Raw genomic sequence first — 17,644 nt, 5'->3', positions numbered from 1 at the left:
CCGATGAGTAACGGATGAGTGAACGCCCCGGGCTCCGGACGGCACGGGGCCGCCGCATCGGTGACCAGGCGGTACGTTGACCTCGGACCACACGACCGACGGGGGAGGCACACCGGTGCGGGTCAGCTTCGGGGTACTCGGCCCCGTCACCGCCTGGGACGGGGCCGGAGACGAGCTCGCCCTGCGCGGACCACGTCATCGCGCGGTCCTGGCCCGGCTGATCGTCGCCCGACGACGCGTCGTACCCGTCGAACTCCTCGTCGACGACCTGTGGGAGGGCGCCCCGCCCGCCGGTGCCACCAGCGCCGTGCGCACCTTCGTCGCCGCGCTCCGCCGCTCCCTGGAACCCGACCGCCCACCACGCGCCCCCGCCGCCCTGCTGACCACCCGGGGTCCCGGCTACGCCTTGGACGCCGCCCCGGACACCGTCGACGCCTGGCTGTTCGAGGACCGCCTCCGCCGCGCCGCCACCCTCCCGCCCGAACCGGCCCTGACACTCCTCCAGCAGGCCCTGGAGCCCTGGCGCGGGCCCGCCTACGCCGACTTCCCCGAAGCCCCCTGGGCCCGCACCGAACGCGCCCGCCTGGCCGAACTGCGGCTGGGCGCCCTCGAACACCTCGCCCGGGTCCGGCTCGACCTCGGCCGGGCGGCCCAGGCCGTCCCCGACCTGGACGCCCACGTGGCCGAACACCCCTGGCGGGAGGACGCCTGGCGTCTGCTCGCCCTGGCCCTGTACCGCACCGGACGCCAGGGGGACGCCCTCGCCGTGCTCCGCCGGGCCCGCACCCTGCTGGTGGAGACTCTGGGCGTGGACCCCGGCCCCGCCCTGCGCCGTCTGGAACAGGACATCCTGCGCCAGGACGCCGTCCTCGAACCCGATCCCCCCGGAGGGCCGCACCCCGACGCGGGCTCCGCCCCCGGCGACCAGCTGTGGAACCGGGCGGCCGACGCCTACCAGCGCGTCACCCCCGGCGTGCGGGGTCGGCTCGAATCCACCGTCAACCTGCTGCGGGACCTCGCCGTCACCGGCCCCGAAGGACTCCAGAGCGCCCGAGCGCAGCGCCTGGCCGCCGTCACCGCCGCCGAGGAGCTCGGAGACCCCCTCCTGACCGCGAGGGTGATCGGCGCCTACGACGTCCCCGCCAACTGGACGCGGGTGGACGACCCCGAACAGTCCGCCCGGGTGGTCGCCGCCGCCGAACGCACCCTGGCGGCGCTGCCCGACACCGGACACGACGGCGCCCGCGCCCGACTGTCGGCCACCGTCGCGCTGGAGTCACGCGGCACCCGTGGTTCCCGCGGGCCCGAGGCGGCCGCCGAGGCCGAGCGGCTCGCCCGGGACCTGGGCGAGCCCACCCTGTTGGCCTTCGCCCTGAACGCCCGCTACATGCAGACCTTCCACCGGACCGGACTGGCACTCGAGCGCGACGCCCTGGGCGCCGAGCTCGTCACCCTGGCCACCCGGCACGACCTGGTCACCTTCCGGATCCTGGGCCACCTGATCCGGGTGCAGTCCCTCGCCGCGCTGTCCGACTGGACGGGGGCGGACCACCACGCCCACACCGCGTGGGAGCTGGGGGAGCGGCACGAACGCCCGCTGACCGGGGTCTTCGTGCGCTGGTACCGGGCGTTGCGCGCCGCCGCCGACCCCGATGTCCCCTTCGAGAGCGCGTCCGGTGCCCTGCGTGACGCCGCGTCCGCGCTGCGGGGTTCGGGCATGCCGGGCCTCGAACACGGGTGGGAACCGCTGGCTCGGTTGTGTCTGCGTCTGCGGCACGGTCTGCCCGCCCCCACGGACGCGGGTGTCGACTACGGACCCCACGCACCCTGGGTGCGCCCTCACGTGCTGCTCGCCCGTCACCGGTACGACGAGGCCGCCGCCGCGCTCGCGCGCCTGCCGGAGTCGCCGCGCGACCTCCTGCTGGAGGCCAGGTGGGCGCTGGTGGCCCGGGCCGCGGTCGCACTGGGGGACCGGCCCGCCATGCGGAGGGCCCTGAGGGCGCTCACCCCGGCCGTCGCGGAGGGGGCGGGGGCCCAGACCGGCATGCTCACCCTGGGCCCGGTCGCGGAGCACCTGGACGACCTCCGGCGCGCCCTGAACACCTGATGCGGATATTCGGTGCATTTGGGACTTCTTGGCTCCATCCCCGGGGGCTGAACACCAAAACCCTCAACCCCTGACTTGAAGATCCAAGTCGAAGGACACCGCGCGGGAGCACCACCCGGGTGGCGGGGGCCGAAGCCCCCGCCACCCGGCTAGGCCCCCGACAACTCCAGACGCAACACCAACGACACCAGCTCCACCACGACCTCCTTGACCGACTCCCGGTCACGGGCGTCACACAGCAGCACCGGAACACCGTCGGCCACGTCCAACGCCACCCGCACGTCCTCCGCGCGGTGCGTGCGCTGACCGTCGAAACAGTTCACCGCCACCACGAACGGCACCCCACGCGACTCGAAGAAGTCGATCGCGTCGAAGGAGTCGGCCAACCGGCGCGTGTCCGTCAGCACCACCGCACCCAACGCCCCCTGCGCCAACTCCTCCCACATGAACGAGAACCGCCGCTGACCCGGCGTCCCGAACAGGTACACCACCGTCGACCCGTCCAACGTGATCCGACCGAAGTCCAACGCCACCGTCGTCGTGGTCTTGCCCTCCACACCGTCCAGATCGTCCACACCCACGCTCTCGGAGGTCATCACCTCCTCGGTGTGCAACGACTCCACCTCACTCAACGCCGAGACCAGCGTCGTCTTGCCCGCCCCGAAACCACCCGCGACCACGATCTTCAACGTGTCCGGAACGGGACCACCCTGGGCCACCGAGCCCTCCATCAACACCTCACAACTCCCGGATGCGTTCCAGCACGGAACGCAACGTCCGCGCGTCCGGCCGCTGCCTCTCCCAGTCCGAGGTGTGCACCACCACCAGACCCTGATCCAACAGATCCGCCAACAGAACCCGCAACACCCCCAACGCGAACCCCGAACGCGAAGCCACCTCCGCCACCGACACCGGCCGCGCACACAGCGACAGGATCAGCTCCAACTCCGGGTCCACCTCCCGCCGCTCCACCGACGGAACCGCCACCACCTGCGAAGTCATCGAGAAGTCCGACCGCGAGGGACGCGTGCGACCCCCCGTCAACGAGTACGGGCGAATCAGACTCGACTCGGCCGACCACCCCTCCTCCGCAGGCCCCGGACTCATCCCTCACCTCCCCGCCTCCGGGGCAACGCCGACAGGTACGGCCCCACCTGCCGCACCAGACGGTTCACCTCGAAGGCCGCCTGCCCCATGTCGCACGAGGCGTCGGCCACCAACGCCAGCTGAGCCCCCTGCCCGGCGGGCAGCACGAAGAAGAACACGTTGTCCATCTCCACCACGCACTGGCGCACCTCGGCCGCGCCCACCTGCGCACGCGCGCCCCGCGCCAGGCTCGCGAACCCCGACGCGATCGCCGCCAGCCGCTCACCCTCCTCACGCCCCACACCCGCCGAACACGACAACGGCAACCCGTCCGCCGACAACAGCAGCGCCTGCCGCGCCCCCGCCACCCGCTCCACCAGGTCGCCCATCAACCAGTCCAGCCTCTGCCCCGCGGACGCCCCGTCCACGCCGTTCCGACCCTCAGCCGTGGTCCCAGCCGACACCGACATCACCCTTCCGCACTCTCACCGTGGCGCGTCCCCTGCTCGGGCGCACCCTCCGCCAACCCAGCACCGGAGGACTCCGCGCGACCGCGTTCCGTACCGGCCTGGAAGGAGCTCATCATCGACCTGATCTCCGACAGCGACCGCTGCCCCCCGGTGACCTCGGGAGCCCCGGAACCGGCCTCGTCGCCGCTCCCGACCTCGGCCACACCCGGGGCCGGGGGAGGGGCCGCCCGTCGGCGCTGACGCACGGGCAACCCCATGTAGGTCCCACCCGCGGTGGAGGAGGGGACCGGCCCACCCGCTCCCTCCCGCCCGTCCTCACCGCCGAGGCCGCCGTCGTTCCCGGGGCGCACCCGCCGGTCCAGCGCCGGAGCGCCGACGTTCGGCACCACGGAGACCGGTCCGGGGGAGGGAGGTTCCCCGTCCGCCACGGCGTCCCCACCGCTCCTCGGACCCACCAGATCCGCGCGGCGCAGGGGCCCCGTCGGGCCCTCGCGCGCCACCAGCACCCGCTCCGGGAGACGAACCTGCGCCCGCGTGCCCTGGTACGGCGAGGCCCGCAGCTCGACCACGAACCCGTGCCGCGACGCGATGGTCGCCACCACGAACAACCCCAGCTGGGAGTCCTCCCGCATCCGCGCCAGATCGAACCGGGGCGGCTCGGCCAGCAACGCGTTGGCGGACTCCAGCTGGCCGACGGTCATGCCCAACCCCTCGTCCTCGACCTCGACCAGACAGTCGCCGCCCTCCAGCGTCCGACCGCTCACGGACACCTCCGTCCCCGGGGGCGAGAACGACGCCGCGTTCTCCAACAGCTCCGCGACCAACCGCACCAGATCCGACCCCGCCTCACCGGGCAACGACACCCGGGGCAGCGCCAGCACCCGCACCCGGGCGTAGTCCTCGATCTCACCGGCCGCGGCCCGCACCGCCTCGTGCAACCCCACCGACCCGCCCCCAGGACGGGAGGGCCGGTCACCGCTGAGCAGCATCAGGTTCTCGGCGTTGCGGCGCATCTGCGTGCTGAAGTGGTCGATCCGGAACAGGGACTCCAACACCTTGGGGTCGGTCTCGGTCCGCTCCAACCGGTCCAACAGCGACAGCTGACGGTGCACCAACGACTGCGTCCGCCGCGTGATGTTCCGGAACACGTTGCGCACCCCCGCCCGGACCTGCGCCTCCTCCACCGCCGCCACCACCGCGGCCCGTTGCGCGTCGTCGAACGCCTCGGCCACCTGCCCGAGCTCGTCACGGCGCCCACCCTTCAGGCGGGGCGCCTCCGCGTCCACGTCCACGCTCTCGCCCGCGCGCAGCCGCGCGGTCACCTGTGGCAGCCGGAACCGGGCGTGGTGCAGGGTGTGCGTGCGCAGGTCCTGGAGCCTGCGCCCCAGGCGCTGCGAACCGGTCACCGCCACCACGACCGAGGCCAGGGCCACCGCCAGGGCGAGGACACTCATGAGCAGCACGCTCAGGAGCAGGTCACGGGAGTGGGCGTGGCCCGTCTCGACGATCTGCGCCATCCGTGTGCGCTCGACCGCGCGCAGGCGCTCCTCCAGGTCTCCGGCGGCGTCGCTCCAGCTATGGGGGTCGACCGGTACGCGGGCGTCGGGTCCGCCGGGGTTGCCGATGACGATGTCCTGGAGGCTGTACACGGAACGCTTCTGGGAGGAGCCGTTGAGCTCGGTGTAGTCCTGGCTGCGCTGGCTGCCGGTGGCGGGCTCCACCTGGGTCCAGGTGTGGCGCTGGGCGCCCGCGGCGGACGCGAACCGGGTGTGGGCCTGGGCGGTGAAGGAGCCGGTGGCGACGGAGTGGGTCAGGACGGCGTCCTGCTGGCTGAGGTACTCGCGTGAGCGCAGCAGGGACGTGAGGGAGCGCAGGTGGGGGGAGAGGGCGACGTCGGTCCGGTCGACCTGGGCGTCCCAGATCTCCAGTCCCGACTCGATCATGCGGTGGTAGGGCTGGGCGGCCACCTCCAGGGCGTCCACCTCGGGTTCCAGGTCGTCGACCACCTCGGTGCGGTGGCGTTCCAGGAGGTTGAGCTGGCCCTGGAGGGCGAGGACCTCGCGGGGCAGGTCACCGCGGCCGTACCGGCTCAGGGCCCGGTCGAGGTCGCGGGCGCTCCGGTCGGTGGCGTCCCGGGCGGCGTCGAGCTGGTCCAGGGCGCCGCGCGTGGGCCGGTGGGTGGTGGCCATGGTGGCGCGCCGCTCCCACTGGAGGTGGGTGACCACGTCCACGACGGGCTGGCCGACCTCGTCGATGAAGGCCGTGGTGGCGTTCAGGTCCCGGATGTCGGTGGCCAGGACGGTGCTGAGGACCGCCCACAGGGCCAGCAGGGCGGTGCTGGGGATGAGCACCAGGCTGACCATGCGGGCGCGAAGCGAGGAGCGCTTCTCGATGGGCATGGGCTCGCTTCCGGGGGGAGGGGCGCGCGTGGCTGCGGGGGTCAGCCTGTGGGGGAGAGGGGGTGGGGTTTCCCAGAGCTAACCGCTCTGAGGGGGGATTTGCAAGGTTTGCGGGGTGGCCGGATACGGATGTGACGGTAAGGACCCAGGTCATCTCGCGGGGCTACCAGAGGCGTGTCGTCACGATCTCTATAAATCTACGTCGTAAAGGTGCCGCGTCCTTTCAGGGAAAAGCAACACCAACACCACAAAGGAGCGGCTCACGCCGCACCGAACAACCCGGGGTTCGCCGTGTCCGGCGCGTCCCGGGGGAGGCCGCTCGGCGTAGGGGGCGTCCCCCGTTGGTGACGCGCGGGGGAGCGGCCGGTTCCGGCCACTCACCGATTGGCACCGAAACCGGCACCCTCGGTCAGGGATCACCCACGGAGGGGAACGGGCCGTCCGTGAACCGTGCTCGGCGCTCGAACCGCCAACGGTGAACCCGGATCGAGCCCCACGGCTCACCCGGCCCGGTCACCCGGCCCGGAACTGCCCCCTGCGCCCGTTCTGGGCGGGGCCTTCTCGTGTTGTGGGTGGGGGCAGTGTGGGTAAGGGGGCGGGGACGGAGTTCGCAGTGAGTGAGTTGGGGAAGCGATGGCTGTTCTGAGTGAGGAAGAGATCCGTGACGGGTTGGAGCGGTTGGCGGGTTGGGAGTGGGACTCCGAGGGGGCGGTGATCTGTCGTTCGGTGCGGTTGGTGGGTTTCCTGGAGGCGGTGGCGTTGGTGAACGAGGTGGCGCAGGCGGCCGAGCAGGCGGGGCACCATCCGGACATCGACGTCCGTTACGACACGGTGCGGTTGGCGTTGAGTACGCACGACGAGGGCGGTGTGACGGAGAAGGACATGGCTTTGGCGGCCCGGGTGGACGAGTTGGTGGAGGGTACGGCGTGGGTGGCCGAGTGAGGCGCGCCTCGCGCTGTCGGGCTCACCCTGGTTGACCGCGGTCGCGGGGACGCGTGTGGCCGTGTGGCCGGTGTCCTGGCCCACGGTCTCCTGCGGTGCGCCGTCGGGGAGCCCCCGGCCGTGCGGTCCCTGGGGGTCCGGGCGGGGGCGCCGGGCGTTCAGCGTAGGCGGGCTCTGCGCATCTTGCCGGAGGCGGTGCGGGGGAGCTCGTCGATGAAGTCCACGGTGTGGGGTGCGGCGTGGGGGGCGAAGCGGGCGCGGACCCATTCGCGGAGTTCCTCGGCGAGCTCGGGTGTGCCGGTGTGTCCTGGGGCGAGGACGACGCGGGCGCCGACGAGGTGCCCGGCGAGATCGTCCGGGATGGCGTAGACGCCGCTTTCGTCGACGGCGGGGTGGGTGTTGAGGACGGCTTCGACCTCGGTGGGGCCGATGCGGTAGCTGCGGGTGATGATGGCGCCGTTGTCGCGGGTGGAGAAGTGCAGGTTGCCCTGGCGGTCCATGATGCCGGTGTCGCCGGTGAGGTGGTAGGTGCGTTCGGGTGAGAAGCGAATGTCGGCGGTGTTCTCGTAGCCGAGGTAGCCGTCGAACCAGTCGAGGGGGCTGTGGGCGCGGTCGATGGCGATGCGGCCGTAGGCGCCCAGGGGGGCGGGTTCGTCGGTGATGGCTTCGAGGACCCGGATGTCCCAGCCGGGGAGGGCGGGGCCGATGGCTCCGGGGGGTGCGGTGGTGGCGGGGTCGGGGAGGTCGCCGTTGGGGAGTCCGGCGCACCAGCCGAGTTCGGTCTGGCCGTAGTGGTCGCGGACGGGGATGCCGAAGAGGTCGGTGGCCCAGTCGATGACGTCGGGGGAGAGGGGTTCTCCGGCGCTGGCGAGGCGTTGGACGACGATCTCGGGCGGGAGGGTCTTGGTGGCGGCGCGGAGGGTGCGGTAGGTGGTGGGGTCGGAGGCGAAGTTGGTGACCTGGTGGAGGCCGAGGACGTCGAGGGTGAGTTCGGGGTCGAAGAATCCGGCGCGGAGGGCGAGGGAGTTGTGTCCGGCGAGGAGGGGGGAGATGAGGCCGTGGTAGAGGCCGTAGGCGGAGCCGGGGTCGGCGGTGTTCCAGTAGACGTCGTCGTCGTGTACGCCGAGGCCGAAGTGGTGGTAGGCGTGCATGGCGGACAGGGCGCGGGCGGGGACGCGGACGCCTCGGGGTGGGCCGATGAGGTTGGAGACGTAGACGGTGGCGATGTCGCCGTTGCCGGTGGTGGTGTGGGGTGTGGTGTGTGGTGGGTGTTGGCTGAGGGTGGTGAGGGTGTGGTCGCCGTCGCGGAGTGGTTGGGGTCCGGTGGTGGCGATGGTCCAGGTGGGGTGGGTGGGTGTGTGGGGGGTGGGGTCGAGTTTGGTGCGGTATTCGTCGGCGCAGATGACGAGGCGGGTGCGGGAGTCGGTGAGGCGTTGGGTGATGGCTGAGGGGGCGAAGGAGGAGAGGAGGGGGACGAGGACCGCGCCGAGGCGCCAGGTGGCGAGGGCGGTGATGGTGAGGTCGATGCCCTTGGGGATGAGGGTGGCGATGCGGTCGCCGGGTTGGATGCCGTGGTGGGCGAGTCCGGTGGCGAGGGTTTGGGAGCGTTCGCGGAGTTGGCCGTAGGTGAGGGTGGTGGGTTCGAGGGTGGGGCCGATTTCGGTGGTGGCGATGGTGTGGGGGTCGTGGCGGTCGCAGAGGAGGTGGGCCACCGACGTGGTGGGGGTGTCGTAGGTGGCGATCCAGTCGCGCAGGAGTTGCGCTGGGTCGGACATCGGTGGTGTTCCTCGTTTTCGGTGGGTGTGGTGTTGCTTGGTGGGTTACCACAACACTATGCGCACGCGGTGGCGTGTTGTGGGTCTGGTCTCATCGGGGGTGGGTGAACCGGGGTCGGTTCGGTGGTTTTGGGGTGTTTGGGGTTGGTGTGCTTCTTCCCTTGGGGTGGGTGGGGGCGACAGGATGTGCGCATGGACAGTGCGCGTGTGGTGGAACGGTTCGGGCTCGACGTTGGTGTGCGGGAGTGGTTGGAGGCCTGCGAGGCGTTGCCGGAGCCGGAGGTGGGGTTGAGGGTTCCCTCGGGGGTTGAGGCCGCCGAGGTGTTGGACATGTTCGTCCTGGCCGACGACGACCGTGCGGAGTTGGAGGCGTCGTGGCCGGGCGAGGGGTGGCCCGAGGAGCTGTGGTATCTGGTCGGGTGCATGTACCGGCGGTTGTGGGCGGACGCGGACCTGCCGGTGGGGGTGTGGCGGCCCTGGCCGACGTTGGTGGGTGCCGAGGACGCGCGGGTGCGGGTGGCGTCGTTGTGGGCGTTCGCGGCGATGGTTCCGGAGCAGCTGCGGCGGCACGCCTCGCGGGGGATCGACCGGTCGGTGACGGTGGCGTCCCTGGCTGACGTGGGTGTGCAGGTGCGGCGGTCGCGGTGGTTGTTCGGCCGGTTGAGTCTGGAGACGGCGGCGTGGGTGGCGGCGCAGTTCCGTGGGCGGTTGTTCTGGGTGGGGGGTCTCCAGCTGGAGCCGGCGCTGTTGGGGGACCAGGGGCCGGTGCGTTGGTACTCCGAGGAGGAGGCCGCCGCGCTGGGCGCGGGGTTGGCGCCGGGTGACCCTGTGCTGCGGCTGCACATCCCCTCGGGTGGGTTGGACCCGGACGCGGTGAGTGAGGCGTTGGCGCTGGCGGGGCCGTTCGCGCGGGAGCAGTTGGGGTTGGATCCGTTGGTGGCCACGTGTACGTCGTGGTTGTTGGACCCGTGGTGGGGGCGGGTGTTGGGGGAGGAATCCAACATCGTGCGGTTCCAGCGCAGGTTCACGTTGGTCGACGAGGGTTCGCCGGGGGAGGGTGACGTGTTCCGGTTCGTGTTCGGGATGCCTCGGGTGGAGGTGGAGCGGGCGCCGCGTCGGACCCGGTTGGAGCGTGCGGCGTTGGAGCGGTTGGAGTCGGGTGCGGGGTTGAGGGTGTGCACGGGGTGGTTGCGGCTGCCGTGATCGCGTGAGTGTGGGGCCTGCCCTGTGGGGTGGGCCCCTTTTCGTGTTGGTGGAGGTGTGGATCCGTCCTGCGCGGTGTCTGGGGTGGGGGACGTCAGCACCGTTCGTGTGGATGCCGCCGGTGTCCCCTGTCGTGTCGGGCGGGCGGGGTGGTTCGTCCGCGGGTGTGCGGGATGGTGCTGCGGCTGCGGGGGGCGGTGCCCACGGGCTTCGCTGGCTCTCCGCTGACGAGGACCTCTGAGGGGGCTGAGATGCGGGAGTGGCCGATGGGGGGCGCGTGCGGTGACGCGGAGCAGGCCCGGCGGGTGGTCGACAGGGGCTGGTCCTCACCGCGACGCGGACTGTTCCGGAGGGACGACCGGGTCGGGTACGGGGGGTCGGCTGCCCCTCGGGTTTCAGTCCGGGGTGTCCCAGTCGGAACGGGCCCGCTCGAGGTCGATGTCGCGGCCCAGGGCGGGCAGGGCCCGGTAGGTGCTCACGAGGGCGGCGGTGGTGAGCAGCGCCCACAGGGTGAGGGTGTTGCTCCACGGTGGCAGGGGCGACAGGAGTGGGATGACGCAGGCCAGGAAGGTCAGGGCGGTGGGGGGAGCCCAGTCGTGGCCGGTCGGGGTTCCCTGGGCGGCTCGGGTGGTGGAGACCAGGAAGGGTGTCATGGCGATGGTGCCGGCGAGGAAGGCCGGGGCGGCGGCCAGGGGCGCGGTGAGGGCCAGGGCCCACCAGGGCAGCCAGGGGACCAGGGGCCACAGGGTGGTGGTCGTGGCGGCCAGGGCGATGGCGATGCCCAGCACGAGCAGGCGCAGTGGCAGGCCCCGGGGTGTGTCGGCGGTGTCGTGCGTGAGGGAACGCGCGGCCGTGAGGGTGCGGCGCAGTGAGAGCGTGGCGAGGTACCGGTGACCGGGTGAGGGGTGGGGGTGGTGGCTGTCGTCCATGACCTGCCAAAGCTCGTGGTGGTGCCCCGGGGGCGGGTGGGGCACGCGGGTTCTGGGGTGCGTCTTCGAGTGTAGGCGTGCGGACGCGGGCGGGGGAGTCGTCCGTGAACCTTGGGCCCGGGTGGGGCATCGGACCCAGGGACGTCCCCCAGTCGTGAGGAGAACCGCTGTTGAGTACCGATCCCGGAGACCAGGGCAACGTGCCGGACCCGGACCCCGTCGGACCCGGTGCGGTGGGTGAGGAGGCGGTGCCCGGTGAGGGCGCGCCGGAGTTGGTGGGTTTGGGGTGGGTGCTGTGGTTGGCCCCGCTGCTGTCGCTGGTGGTGCCGTTCACGGTACTGCTGGGTGCGTTCGGTGACAGCGACGACGGGCTGACCGCGTTTCTGTTCCTGGTGGGTCTGGTGTTGTCGATGGGATCGGTGTACGGGTTCGGGGCGTGGATGTGGCGCCGGGGGTCGGTGCGGCCGTGGGAGCTTCCACTGGTGGTGTGCGTGGCTGTGGTGGGAGTGCTGTGGGTGGGGTACCTGCGGTTGGAGTGGGTGGTGGCGGAGCGGTTCTCCCTGGTGGGGGTGGTGTTGGGAAGCCTGGTGTCGGCGTTGGCGGGCGCGGCGGTGGTGTGGTCGTTGCGGCCTGGGCGTGCACGGTCGGTGCTCGCTGTGGGTGTGGTGATGGCGTTGTGTTCCGTCGTGTTGGGGGTGTCCTGGGGTCAGAAGCGTGTCGAGGACGTACGTCAGAACCAGGAGCTCTCTGGTGAGGTGGCCGCGCTGGGGCATCCGGTCGCGGTGTTGGAGGCTCCGGGGTGGGAGCCGGTGTCGGTCTATGTACGGGACGACGACGAGGTTCCGGTGGAGATCGCCTACGTACCCGCGCGCGGGGTGGTGGGTGAGAAGGGGTTTCAGTTGAAGGTGCAAACCCTCGTGGAGGACGCGGGGGAGTCGGGAGTTCCGGCGCGGATGGGCTGCGCGGACGGAGAGGGGGACTCGTGTGAGCGGCACGGGTCGGTGACGGTGTACGACGGATCCGACCGCCCGGTGCCGCGGATGAGCGCGTGGGTGGAGGTCGAGGAAGGGCTCGTGGCGTACCTGGTGGCGAATGTGCCCACCGAGAAGGACGGGACTCCGAGGATGGAGATGCCCGACCTGGACATGGTGGGGTTGGCCGAGCAGGTGCGGGCGGTGGAGGGCGAGGATGCGCAGGTGTTGGTGAGGGATGTGCTGTGAGCGGTGTGGGGTGCCTCGTGGATGGGCGCGGCCGGTGTGTTGGTGTGGGGGAGTCCGGGTTCGGCCGTGCCGGGGGCTGAGGGCCGGGGCCCGGTGATGGTCGGCTGGGCGCGGGCGCTTCGTGAGGTGGTGTGTGCGGTGGGTGATGGGGCGTGGGGGTGGCTGTGCGTGGTCGGGGTGCGGTGTGGATGGGGTCGTCGTGTGCCCGGGGTGACGGTGCGTGATGTTGGTGGTGGGGTGGGAAGCGGGCGTTGGTGGCCCGTGGCGGTGTGATGGGCGGGGGCTTGGTTGGGGGCCTCGGGCGGGGTGTGGGGCGGGGTGTGGGGCGGGGTGTGGGGCGCCTGGGCGGATCTGCCCGTTTCTTAGGTGGGACGGGGGGTGTTGGTGGTTGCGGGGAGCCCTCCGAGCACTCTACTTGACATAATGTGCATTATCGGCGGTGTGGGAATGCCTGTGGGGAAGGGGTTCTCGCGCCCTGAGCGGGTTCTGGGGGTCCTGGAAGGCGCCTCCGGGCCCTGGCTGGCCGCCGGGAACCGGTGCCGAGGGTGGATCGGGCAGCCGGGAGCCTTCGGGTGCCTGGGTGCGGAGATCGCGAAGGCTCGTTGGCGGGTGCTGGGCTGTGCGGCGTCGCTGCGGCGGGACGTGTTGTCCACAGGAGGCTCGTGTGCACTGGCGGGCGTGGGCGTTCTCGGGTTAGCGTCGATTCGGGGGCGCTGTGAGCGTCCGCTGGCGGAGCCCGAAGCCCCCGAATTCGAGCGTGCTCCTCACGGGCCCGCTCTGGCAACTCCTGGGGCTGTCGCCTGTGGACAACGTCGCTCTTCGGTGCGTGGAGCGAACGTCTCGGACCGCTTCAGGTTCCTGATGTGCGTGTTCGCCCTCATGGGCGGCCGTCCGGCAGGTCGGCACGTGGGTGCGTCCGGTCGGCGTCCTCGGTGCGGCTCCGGCGAGTTCGAGCTTGCCTGGGCTGTCGCCGAGAATCCCCAGGCCAATGGTCCTGTTGCCGTGGGTGTGGTCTGCGAATCCGATCGGATCTGCTGTCCTGGCTCCTGGCAGCCCCTCATGTGCCGGTCCGAGTACGATCCCCTGCACGTGTCCGTCCAAGGGGTCGTCTGCATGACTGGGGGTGCTCACGGGTCCGTCCGCTGCCTCAGGGGTGTGCGTCTCTGACCTGCGGTTTTTGCAGGTGGGCATGGTCCGGTTTCAGGGCCCCTTCTGGGTGGCGACCTCTCCATGTTTCATGCATAAACGGTGTTATGCATCCTTTTGCGGTTGTTTGGCGACACATGACCGAAATGACTTGCGGTATGCTCCGTGTCGGTTTCTGCACCCCGCTCCCTCCGGTGGGCATCACCCTCGGCGGGGCGGACTCTCCATCGAACACCTGTTCCCCTGGTGGGGTGCGTCAGTCGACCCTTGAACGCCCGTACACATCCGCCACCACTCCCCTGTTCTGCGTCCCGGGCCTGCACCCTCCAGCGCCAAGGGCATTCCGAAGGCTGGAATCTTCGCAGGTCAGCTAGGGACAACGGGGTGCCACTCCCCCGACGTCGACGCTCTCACCCTCGTGCGGTGCGCACGTCAGGTCGTTTGGACGTACGTACACATCAGCAGAAGTGGACACCCTCCCCACCTCCGCGTGGGCGTTGGCCGCCGCCACCCACCCCGTACGCGGCCCGGCGACGACGTCCCGCCACCGGTCCTCCCCGCCCTCCCCCGCCCACCGGCCCGGCCGACGGTGTCCCACAGACGATCTCCCACGGTGGTGCGGAGGCTCCAGTCCAGGACGCCGGTGGGGCGCCCGTCGTCGGTGGCCGGGACGTTGGGCGGGCACCCGGTCCTCGTGGACGATCGCCGGGGTCGGTACAGGCACAGGCGCTGGTCCTGGAGGGTGCGGAGCCGGTCAGGTGAGGAAGTCGCGGGCGCCGCGCAGGGTGGTGGTGATGCGCCGTTGGGTGCGGGTGGAGTCCAGGCGGAGTTCGAGCGGTCCGGGTGGTCCGACCTCGGCGCGGCGTGCGCGCGGCAGGGCGGTGGGCAGGCCCCGGTGGCGTGCGATGAGGACCCCCAGTTCGTGGCGGCTCAGGGCGTCGGGGCCGGCCAGGTGGTGGATGCCGGTGTGGGTGGGGGCGGTGAGCTCCAGTAGGGCGGCGGCGAGGTCGTGGACGTGGACGGGGCAGCGGAGGTCGTCGGTGAACAGGGCGCCCGTGGCGGCGCCGGTGGCCAGGTCGCGGACGCGGTGTTCGTGGGGTGAGTCGTCGCCGAGGATCAGGGAGGTGCGGGCGATGGCGGCGGTGGGGTGCAGGGCGGTGACGGCGGTTTCGGCCGCGGCCTTGGCGGCTCCGTAGGGGGTGAGGGGGTCGGGGTGGGCGGTTTCGTCGTAGCTGGGGGCGCGGCCGGAGAAGACGGCGTCGCTGGAGACGTGGACGAGGTGGGCGCCGGTGGTGGCGGCGGCTCGGGCGAGGTGGGCGGGGCCCTGGGCCGTGGTGGGCCAGTCCTGTTGTCGGGAGGCGGTGTTGATGATGGCGGTGGGTTCGAGGGTGGTGACGAGGGTGTGGACCTGGTGGTGGGAGCGCAGGTCCAGGGGTGTCCAGTGGACGTGGGGGTGGTGGTTGGTCGGTGGGCGCCGGTGGTGGGTGGCGGTGACGGTGTGGCCGGTGCGGGTGGCCTGGGTGAGGAGTTGGGAGCCCAGGTGGCCGGTGGCGCCGACGATGAGGAGGGTCATGGGCGTACGTTACTGCGGCGTCCCCTCCCCCGCGGGGTGGTGGGCTTCGGTGGCCGGGGTGGGTCTGGGGGCGCGGTGGGGGCCGGGATCGGGAATGCTGGGGGCATGAGTGGTGATGCGGTGTCGGTGGAGCGGGCGATCGAGCGGTATCTGGTGGCGCGGCGGGCCGCCAAGCCCTCGCCGCACACGGTGGCGGCCTACCGGCGTGACCTGGTGGGGGTGCTGGGGTGTGTGGGGCGGGCGTTGGGGCGTGATCCGGGCGGGGTGGGGTTGGCCGAGTTGGAGGCGGGGGTGTTGCGGGAGGCGTTCGCGGACTTCGCTGAGGAGCGGGCGGCCTCCAGTGTGTTGCGGGCGTGGTCGACGTGGAACGGGTTCTTCGCGTTCTGGGTGTCGGAGCGGGTGGTGGCGGGGAATCCGATGTCGGCGGTCCCCCGGCCTCGGGTGAGGCCTTCGGGGCCCAAGCCGTTGATGGGTGAGGACACTCCGGAGCGGTTGTTGGAGGCGTTGGCGCGGGGGGCACGGCGTGCGCGTGATCCGTGGCCGGAGCGGGATCTGGCGGTGTTGGCGTTGGCGTTGCTGACGGGGATGCGGTCGGCGGAGATGTTGTCGTTGCGGGTGGAGTCGTTGGGTGGTCGGCCGGGTGAGCGGCGGATCCGGGTGGTGGGCAAGGGCGGTGGTGAGCGTGTGCTGCCCATCGAGGTGCCGTTGGAGGCGTTGTTGGAGGCCTACCTGGAGTCGCGTCGGGTGCGGTTCGACGCTCCGGTGCGGGGGGCTGATCCGTTGTTGGTGGACAACCGGGGTGAGGGGTTGCGTCGGGGCGGGTTGCAGTACCTGGTGAAGCAGTGTTATCGGCACGCGGGGGTGAACGATCGGGTGGCGCGGGGGACGTTGGTGCACGCGTTGCGGCACACGTTCGCGACGCGGTTGGCGGAGGACGGTGCGTCGGTCACCGAGATCATGCATCTGTTGGGGCATGCGTCGGTGACGTCGTCGCAGGCCTACATCGAGGTGACGGCGCGGGCGCAGCGTGAGGCGGCGGGGTCGAACCGGACGTATGGGGTGTTGCGGCGGTTGGCGCGGGAGGAGGTGGGTGACGCGGGTTGAGGGGCCGGTGTGGGGGGTGGGGGTGGCTACGCTGTGGGGCGTGAACCAGTCGAGTTTTGTTGTGTCCAGCGTCAACGTCAACGGGTTGCGGGCGGCCGCGAAGAAGGATCCGGGGTTCGGGTCGTGGTTGTCCGCCACGGAGGCGGACGTGGTGTGTTTGCAGGAGACCCGGGCGGAGGCCGATCAGCTTCCGGAGGGGGTGGTGGCTCCGCGGGGGTGGCATGTGGTGTTGTGCCCGGCGCAGGCCAAGGGGCGTGCGGGGGTGGCGCTGTACTCGCGTGTGGAGCCGGATGAGGTGCGGGTCGGGTTCGGGGTGGAGGAGTTCGCGGAGTCGGGTCGTTATGTGGAGGCGGACTTCGGTGCGGTGAGTGTGGCGAGTCTGTATCTGCCTTCGGGTGAGGTGGACACGCCGCGTCAGGCGGAGAAGGAGCGCTTCATGGAGGCGTTCCTGCCCTACCTGGTGGAGCGGCGTGCGCGTGTGGAGGAGCAGGGGCGCGGGTTGGTGGTGTGCGGTGACTGGAACATCGCGCACACCGAGGCGGATCTGAAGAACTGGCGGGGGAACCGGAAGAACTCGGGGTTCCTGCCGGAGGAGCGTGCGTGGATGTCGCGGGTGTTCGGGGAGGCGGGGTACGTGGACGTGGTGCGTGCCCTGTATCCGGACCAGGAGGGGCCGTACTCGTGGTGGTCCTATCGTGGTCGTGCCTTCGACAACGACACGGGGTGGCGGATCGACTACCAGGTGGCGACGCCGGGGTTGGCGGCTCGGGCACTGTCGGGGCGGGTGGAGCGTTATCCCAGCCGTGAGGAGCGGTGGTCGGACCATGCTCCGGTGACGGTGTCCTACGGGGCCGGGAAGTAGGTGCGGTGATGGGTGTTCCGATCGTGTTGGCGCACGGTTTGCGTTCGTCGTCGAGTATGTGGCGGCCTCAGGTGGAGTTCCTGCAGGCGCAGGGGCGCACGGTGGTGGCTCCTGATCTTCCGGCTCACGGGTCCCGTCGGGGTGAGGACTTCTCGGTGGGGCGTGCGGTGGACACGTTGTTGGAGGCCATCGACTCGGTGGGTGGTCGGGCCCTGTTGGTGGGGCTGAGTATGGGCGGGATGGTGTCGATCGCTGCCGCGGGGGCGGCGCCGGGGCGGATCGCGGGGTTGGTGGCGGCGAGTTGTACGGCGCAGCCGGATCAGTCGTTGGCGCAGGTGTACCGGATTCCGGCGGTGTTGATGGAGCGGTTGCCGGACAAGGGTGCGGCGGTGAACGAGCGGTTCCATCGGTTGACGTTGCGTGATGGTGCGGCTGACGCGGTGGTGGACGGTGGTCTGGCGGTGGAGTCGGCCACGGCGGTGATCGACGAGTTGGCGAAGATCGACGCGTTGTCGGCGTTGTCGGCGTATCAGGGTCCGGTGTGGTTGGTGAACGGGGCCCGGGACCATTTCCGGATTCATGAGAAGGCGTTCTTCGACGCGTGCGCGGAGGGGCGTTTGGTGAATGTTCCGCGTGCGGGGCACATGGTGAGTCTGGATCAGCCGGTGATCTTCTCGCGGATGGTGTCGGACGCCGCTGATGTGGTGTCGGTGCGGGAGGCGCGGGCCGGGGTGGACTCGGGTGCGCGTGAGGGTGTGGTGGACGCGCCGCCGTCGGAGTTGGAGGCGGACGGGACCTGAGGGTCGTGTGTGAAGGGGGCGGTGGGCC

General features: G+C 71.3%; 14 protein-coding genes. 7 read left to right on the top strand and 7 right to left on the bottom strand.

Features of this window, described 5'->3' with window-relative positions; all coding sequences use genetic code 11:
• Positions 1 to 115: 115 nt before the first annotated feature.
• Positions 116 to 2,107: a BTAD domain-containing putative transcriptional regulator gene (locus AC0VYL_RS14190; protein ID WP_475480406.1), complete on the top strand. Its 1,992-nt coding sequence runs from the start codon at positions 116 to 118 to the stop codon at positions 2,105 to 2,107.
• Positions 2,108 to 2,256: 149 nt separating this feature from the next.
• Here AC0VYL_RS14190 and AC0VYL_RS14185 read toward each other — a convergent pair whose 3' ends face one another.
• Genes AC0VYL_RS14185 through AC0VYL_RS14170 form a run of 4 tightly spaced genes read right to left on the bottom strand, consistent with a single transcriptional unit; the run spans position 2,257 to position 6,062 of the window.
• A complete protein-coding gene (locus AC0VYL_RS14185) occupies positions 2,257 to 2,838 on the bottom strand; it encodes a GTP-binding protein (RefSeq protein ID WP_475463067.1) in 582 nt (193 codons plus the stop codon).
• A gap of 7 nt (positions 2,839 to 2,845) precedes the next feature.
• Positions 2,846 to 3,214, bottom strand: a complete 369-nt coding sequence (locus tag AC0VYL_RS14180) for a DUF742 domain-containing protein (protein WP_475480405.1) — start codon at positions 3,212 to 3,214, stop codon at positions 2,846 to 2,848.
• Complete coding sequence (locus AC0VYL_RS14175) at positions 3,211 to 3,663, bottom strand: roadblock/LC7 domain-containing protein (RefSeq protein ID WP_475453147.1); 453 nt, start codon at positions 3,661 to 3,663, stop codon at positions 3,211 to 3,213. Before AC0VYL_RS14175 ends, AC0VYL_RS14180 begins: the two co-directional genes overlap by 4 nt.
• The gene (locus AC0VYL_RS14170) at positions 3,663 to 6,062 is read right to left on the bottom strand and encodes a sensor histidine kinase (RefSeq protein WP_475480404.1); all 2,400 of its coding nucleotides are present in this window, start codon (positions 6,060 to 6,062) and stop codon (positions 3,663 to 3,665) included. Before AC0VYL_RS14170 ends, AC0VYL_RS14175 begins: the two co-directional genes overlap by 1 nt.
• A 633-nt stretch (positions 6,063 to 6,695) precedes the next feature.
• On the opposite strand from AC0VYL_RS14170, the gene AC0VYL_RS14165 reads away from it, so the two are divergent.
• Positions 6,696 to 7,004 (top strand): 4a-hydroxytetrahydrobiopterin dehydratase, encoded by a 309-nt coding sequence (locus tag AC0VYL_RS14165; protein WP_475480403.1) that lies wholly within the window; start codon positions 6,696 to 6,698, stop codon positions 7,002 to 7,004.
• 158 nt (positions 7,005 to 7,162) lie between these two features.
• On the opposite strand, the gene AC0VYL_RS14160 is transcribed toward AC0VYL_RS14165, so the two are convergent.
• The gene (locus tag AC0VYL_RS14160; RefSeq protein WP_475480402.1) at positions 7,163 to 8,779 is read right to left on the bottom strand and encodes an AMP-binding protein; all 1,617 of its coding nucleotides are present in this window, start codon (positions 8,777 to 8,779) and stop codon (positions 7,163 to 7,165) included.
• A 192-nt stretch (positions 8,780 to 8,971) separates the two neighbouring features.
• Here AC0VYL_RS14160 and AC0VYL_RS14155 point away from each other — a divergent pair, with 192 nt between their 5' ends.
• Positions 8,972 to 9,982 (top strand): acyltransferase domain-containing protein, encoded by a 1,011-nt coding sequence (locus AC0VYL_RS14155; RefSeq protein WP_475480401.1) that lies wholly within the window; start codon positions 8,972 to 8,974, stop codon positions 9,980 to 9,982.
• A gap of 395 nt (positions 9,983 to 10,377) precedes the next feature.
• Here AC0VYL_RS14155 and AC0VYL_RS14150 read toward each other — a convergent pair whose 3' ends face one another.
• Complete coding sequence (locus AC0VYL_RS14150; RefSeq protein ID WP_475453137.1) at positions 10,378 to 10,911, bottom strand: hypothetical protein; 534 nt, start codon at positions 10,909 to 10,911, stop codon at positions 10,378 to 10,380.
• Positions 10,912 to 11,081: 170 nt separating this feature from the next.
• Between AC0VYL_RS14150 and AC0VYL_RS14145 the strand changes: the two genes are divergently transcribed.
• A complete protein-coding gene (locus tag AC0VYL_RS14145; RefSeq protein WP_475480400.1) occupies positions 11,082 to 12,131 on the top strand; it encodes a hypothetical protein in 1,050 nt (349 codons plus the stop codon).
• Between the two features lie 1,900 nt (positions 12,132 to 14,031).
• On the opposite strand, the gene AC0VYL_RS14140 is transcribed toward AC0VYL_RS14145, so the two are convergent.
• Positions 14,032 to 14,850: a sugar nucleotide-binding protein gene (locus AC0VYL_RS14140; RefSeq protein WP_475480399.1), complete on the bottom strand. Its 819-nt coding sequence runs from the start codon at positions 14,848 to 14,850 to the stop codon at positions 14,032 to 14,034.
• 105 nt (positions 14,851 to 14,955) lie between these two features.
• Between AC0VYL_RS14140 and AC0VYL_RS14135 the strand changes: the two genes are divergently transcribed.
• Genes AC0VYL_RS14135 through AC0VYL_RS14125 form a run of 3 tightly spaced genes read left to right on the top strand, consistent with a single transcriptional unit; the run spans position 14,956 to position 17,616 of the window.
• Entirely contained in the window at positions 14,956 to 15,954 is a 999-nt protein-coding gene (locus AC0VYL_RS14135) for a tyrosine-type recombinase/integrase (protein ID WP_475480398.1), read from the top strand.
• Positions 15,955 to 15,994: 40 nt separating this feature from the next.
• A complete protein-coding gene (locus AC0VYL_RS14130; RefSeq protein ID WP_475480397.1) occupies positions 15,995 to 16,816 on the top strand; it encodes an exodeoxyribonuclease III in 822 nt (273 codons plus the stop codon).
• An 8-nt stretch (positions 16,817 to 16,824) separates the two neighbouring features.
• Entirely contained in the window at positions 16,825 to 17,616 is a 792-nt protein-coding gene (locus tag AC0VYL_RS14125) for an alpha/beta fold hydrolase (RefSeq protein WP_475453127.1), read from the top strand.
• The last annotated feature ends 28 nt before the right edge of the window (positions 17,617 to 17,644 follow it).

Source organism: Nocardiopsis sp. iso_238, from assembly GCF_056173325.1.
This window is presented reverse-complemented; position numbering and strand designations above follow the sequence as displayed.

Bases quoted from the DNA above. Each gene is read 5' to 3' on its own strand.
- AC0VYL_RS14185 (WP_475463067.1), bottom strand. From the start codon at position 2,838: ATGGAGGGCTCGGTGGCCCAGGGTGGTCCCGTTCCGGACACGTTGAAG.
- AC0VYL_RS14180 (WP_475480405.1), bottom strand. From the start codon at position 3,214: ATGAGTCCGGGGCCTGCGGAGGAGGGGTGGTCGGCCGAGTCGAGTCTG.
- AC0VYL_RS14175 (WP_475453147.1), bottom strand. From the start codon at position 3,663: ATGTCGGTGTCGGCTGGGACCACGGCTGAGGGTCGGAACGGCGTGGAC.
- AC0VYL_RS14170 (WP_475480404.1), bottom strand. From the start codon at position 6,062: ATGCCCATCGAGAAGCGCTCCTCGCTTCGCGCCCGCATGGTCAGCCTG.
- AC0VYL_RS14165 (WP_475480403.1), top strand. From the start codon at position 6,696: ATGGCTGTTCTGAGTGAGGAAGAGATCCGTGACGGGTTGGAGCGGTTG.
- AC0VYL_RS14160 (WP_475480402.1), bottom strand. From the start codon at position 8,779: ATGTCCGACCCAGCGCAACTCCTGCGCGACTGGATCGCCACCTACGAC.
- AC0VYL_RS14155 (WP_475480401.1), top strand. From the start codon at position 8,972: ATGGACAGTGCGCGTGTGGTGGAACGGTTCGGGCTCGACGTTGGTGTG.
- AC0VYL_RS14150 (WP_475453137.1), bottom strand. From the start codon at position 10,911: ATGGACGACAGCCACCACCCCCACCCCTCACCCGGTCACCGGTACCTC.
- AC0VYL_RS14140 (WP_475480399.1), bottom strand. From the start codon at position 14,850: ATGACCCTCCTCATCGTCGGCGCCACCGGCCACCTGGGCTCCCAACTC.
- AC0VYL_RS14135 (WP_475480398.1), top strand. From the start codon at position 14,956: ATGAGTGGTGATGCGGTGTCGGTGGAGCGGGCGATCGAGCGGTATCTG.
- AC0VYL_RS14125 (WP_475453127.1), top strand. From the start codon at position 16,825: ATGGGTGTTCCGATCGTGTTGGCGCACGGTTTGCGTTCGTCGTCGAGT.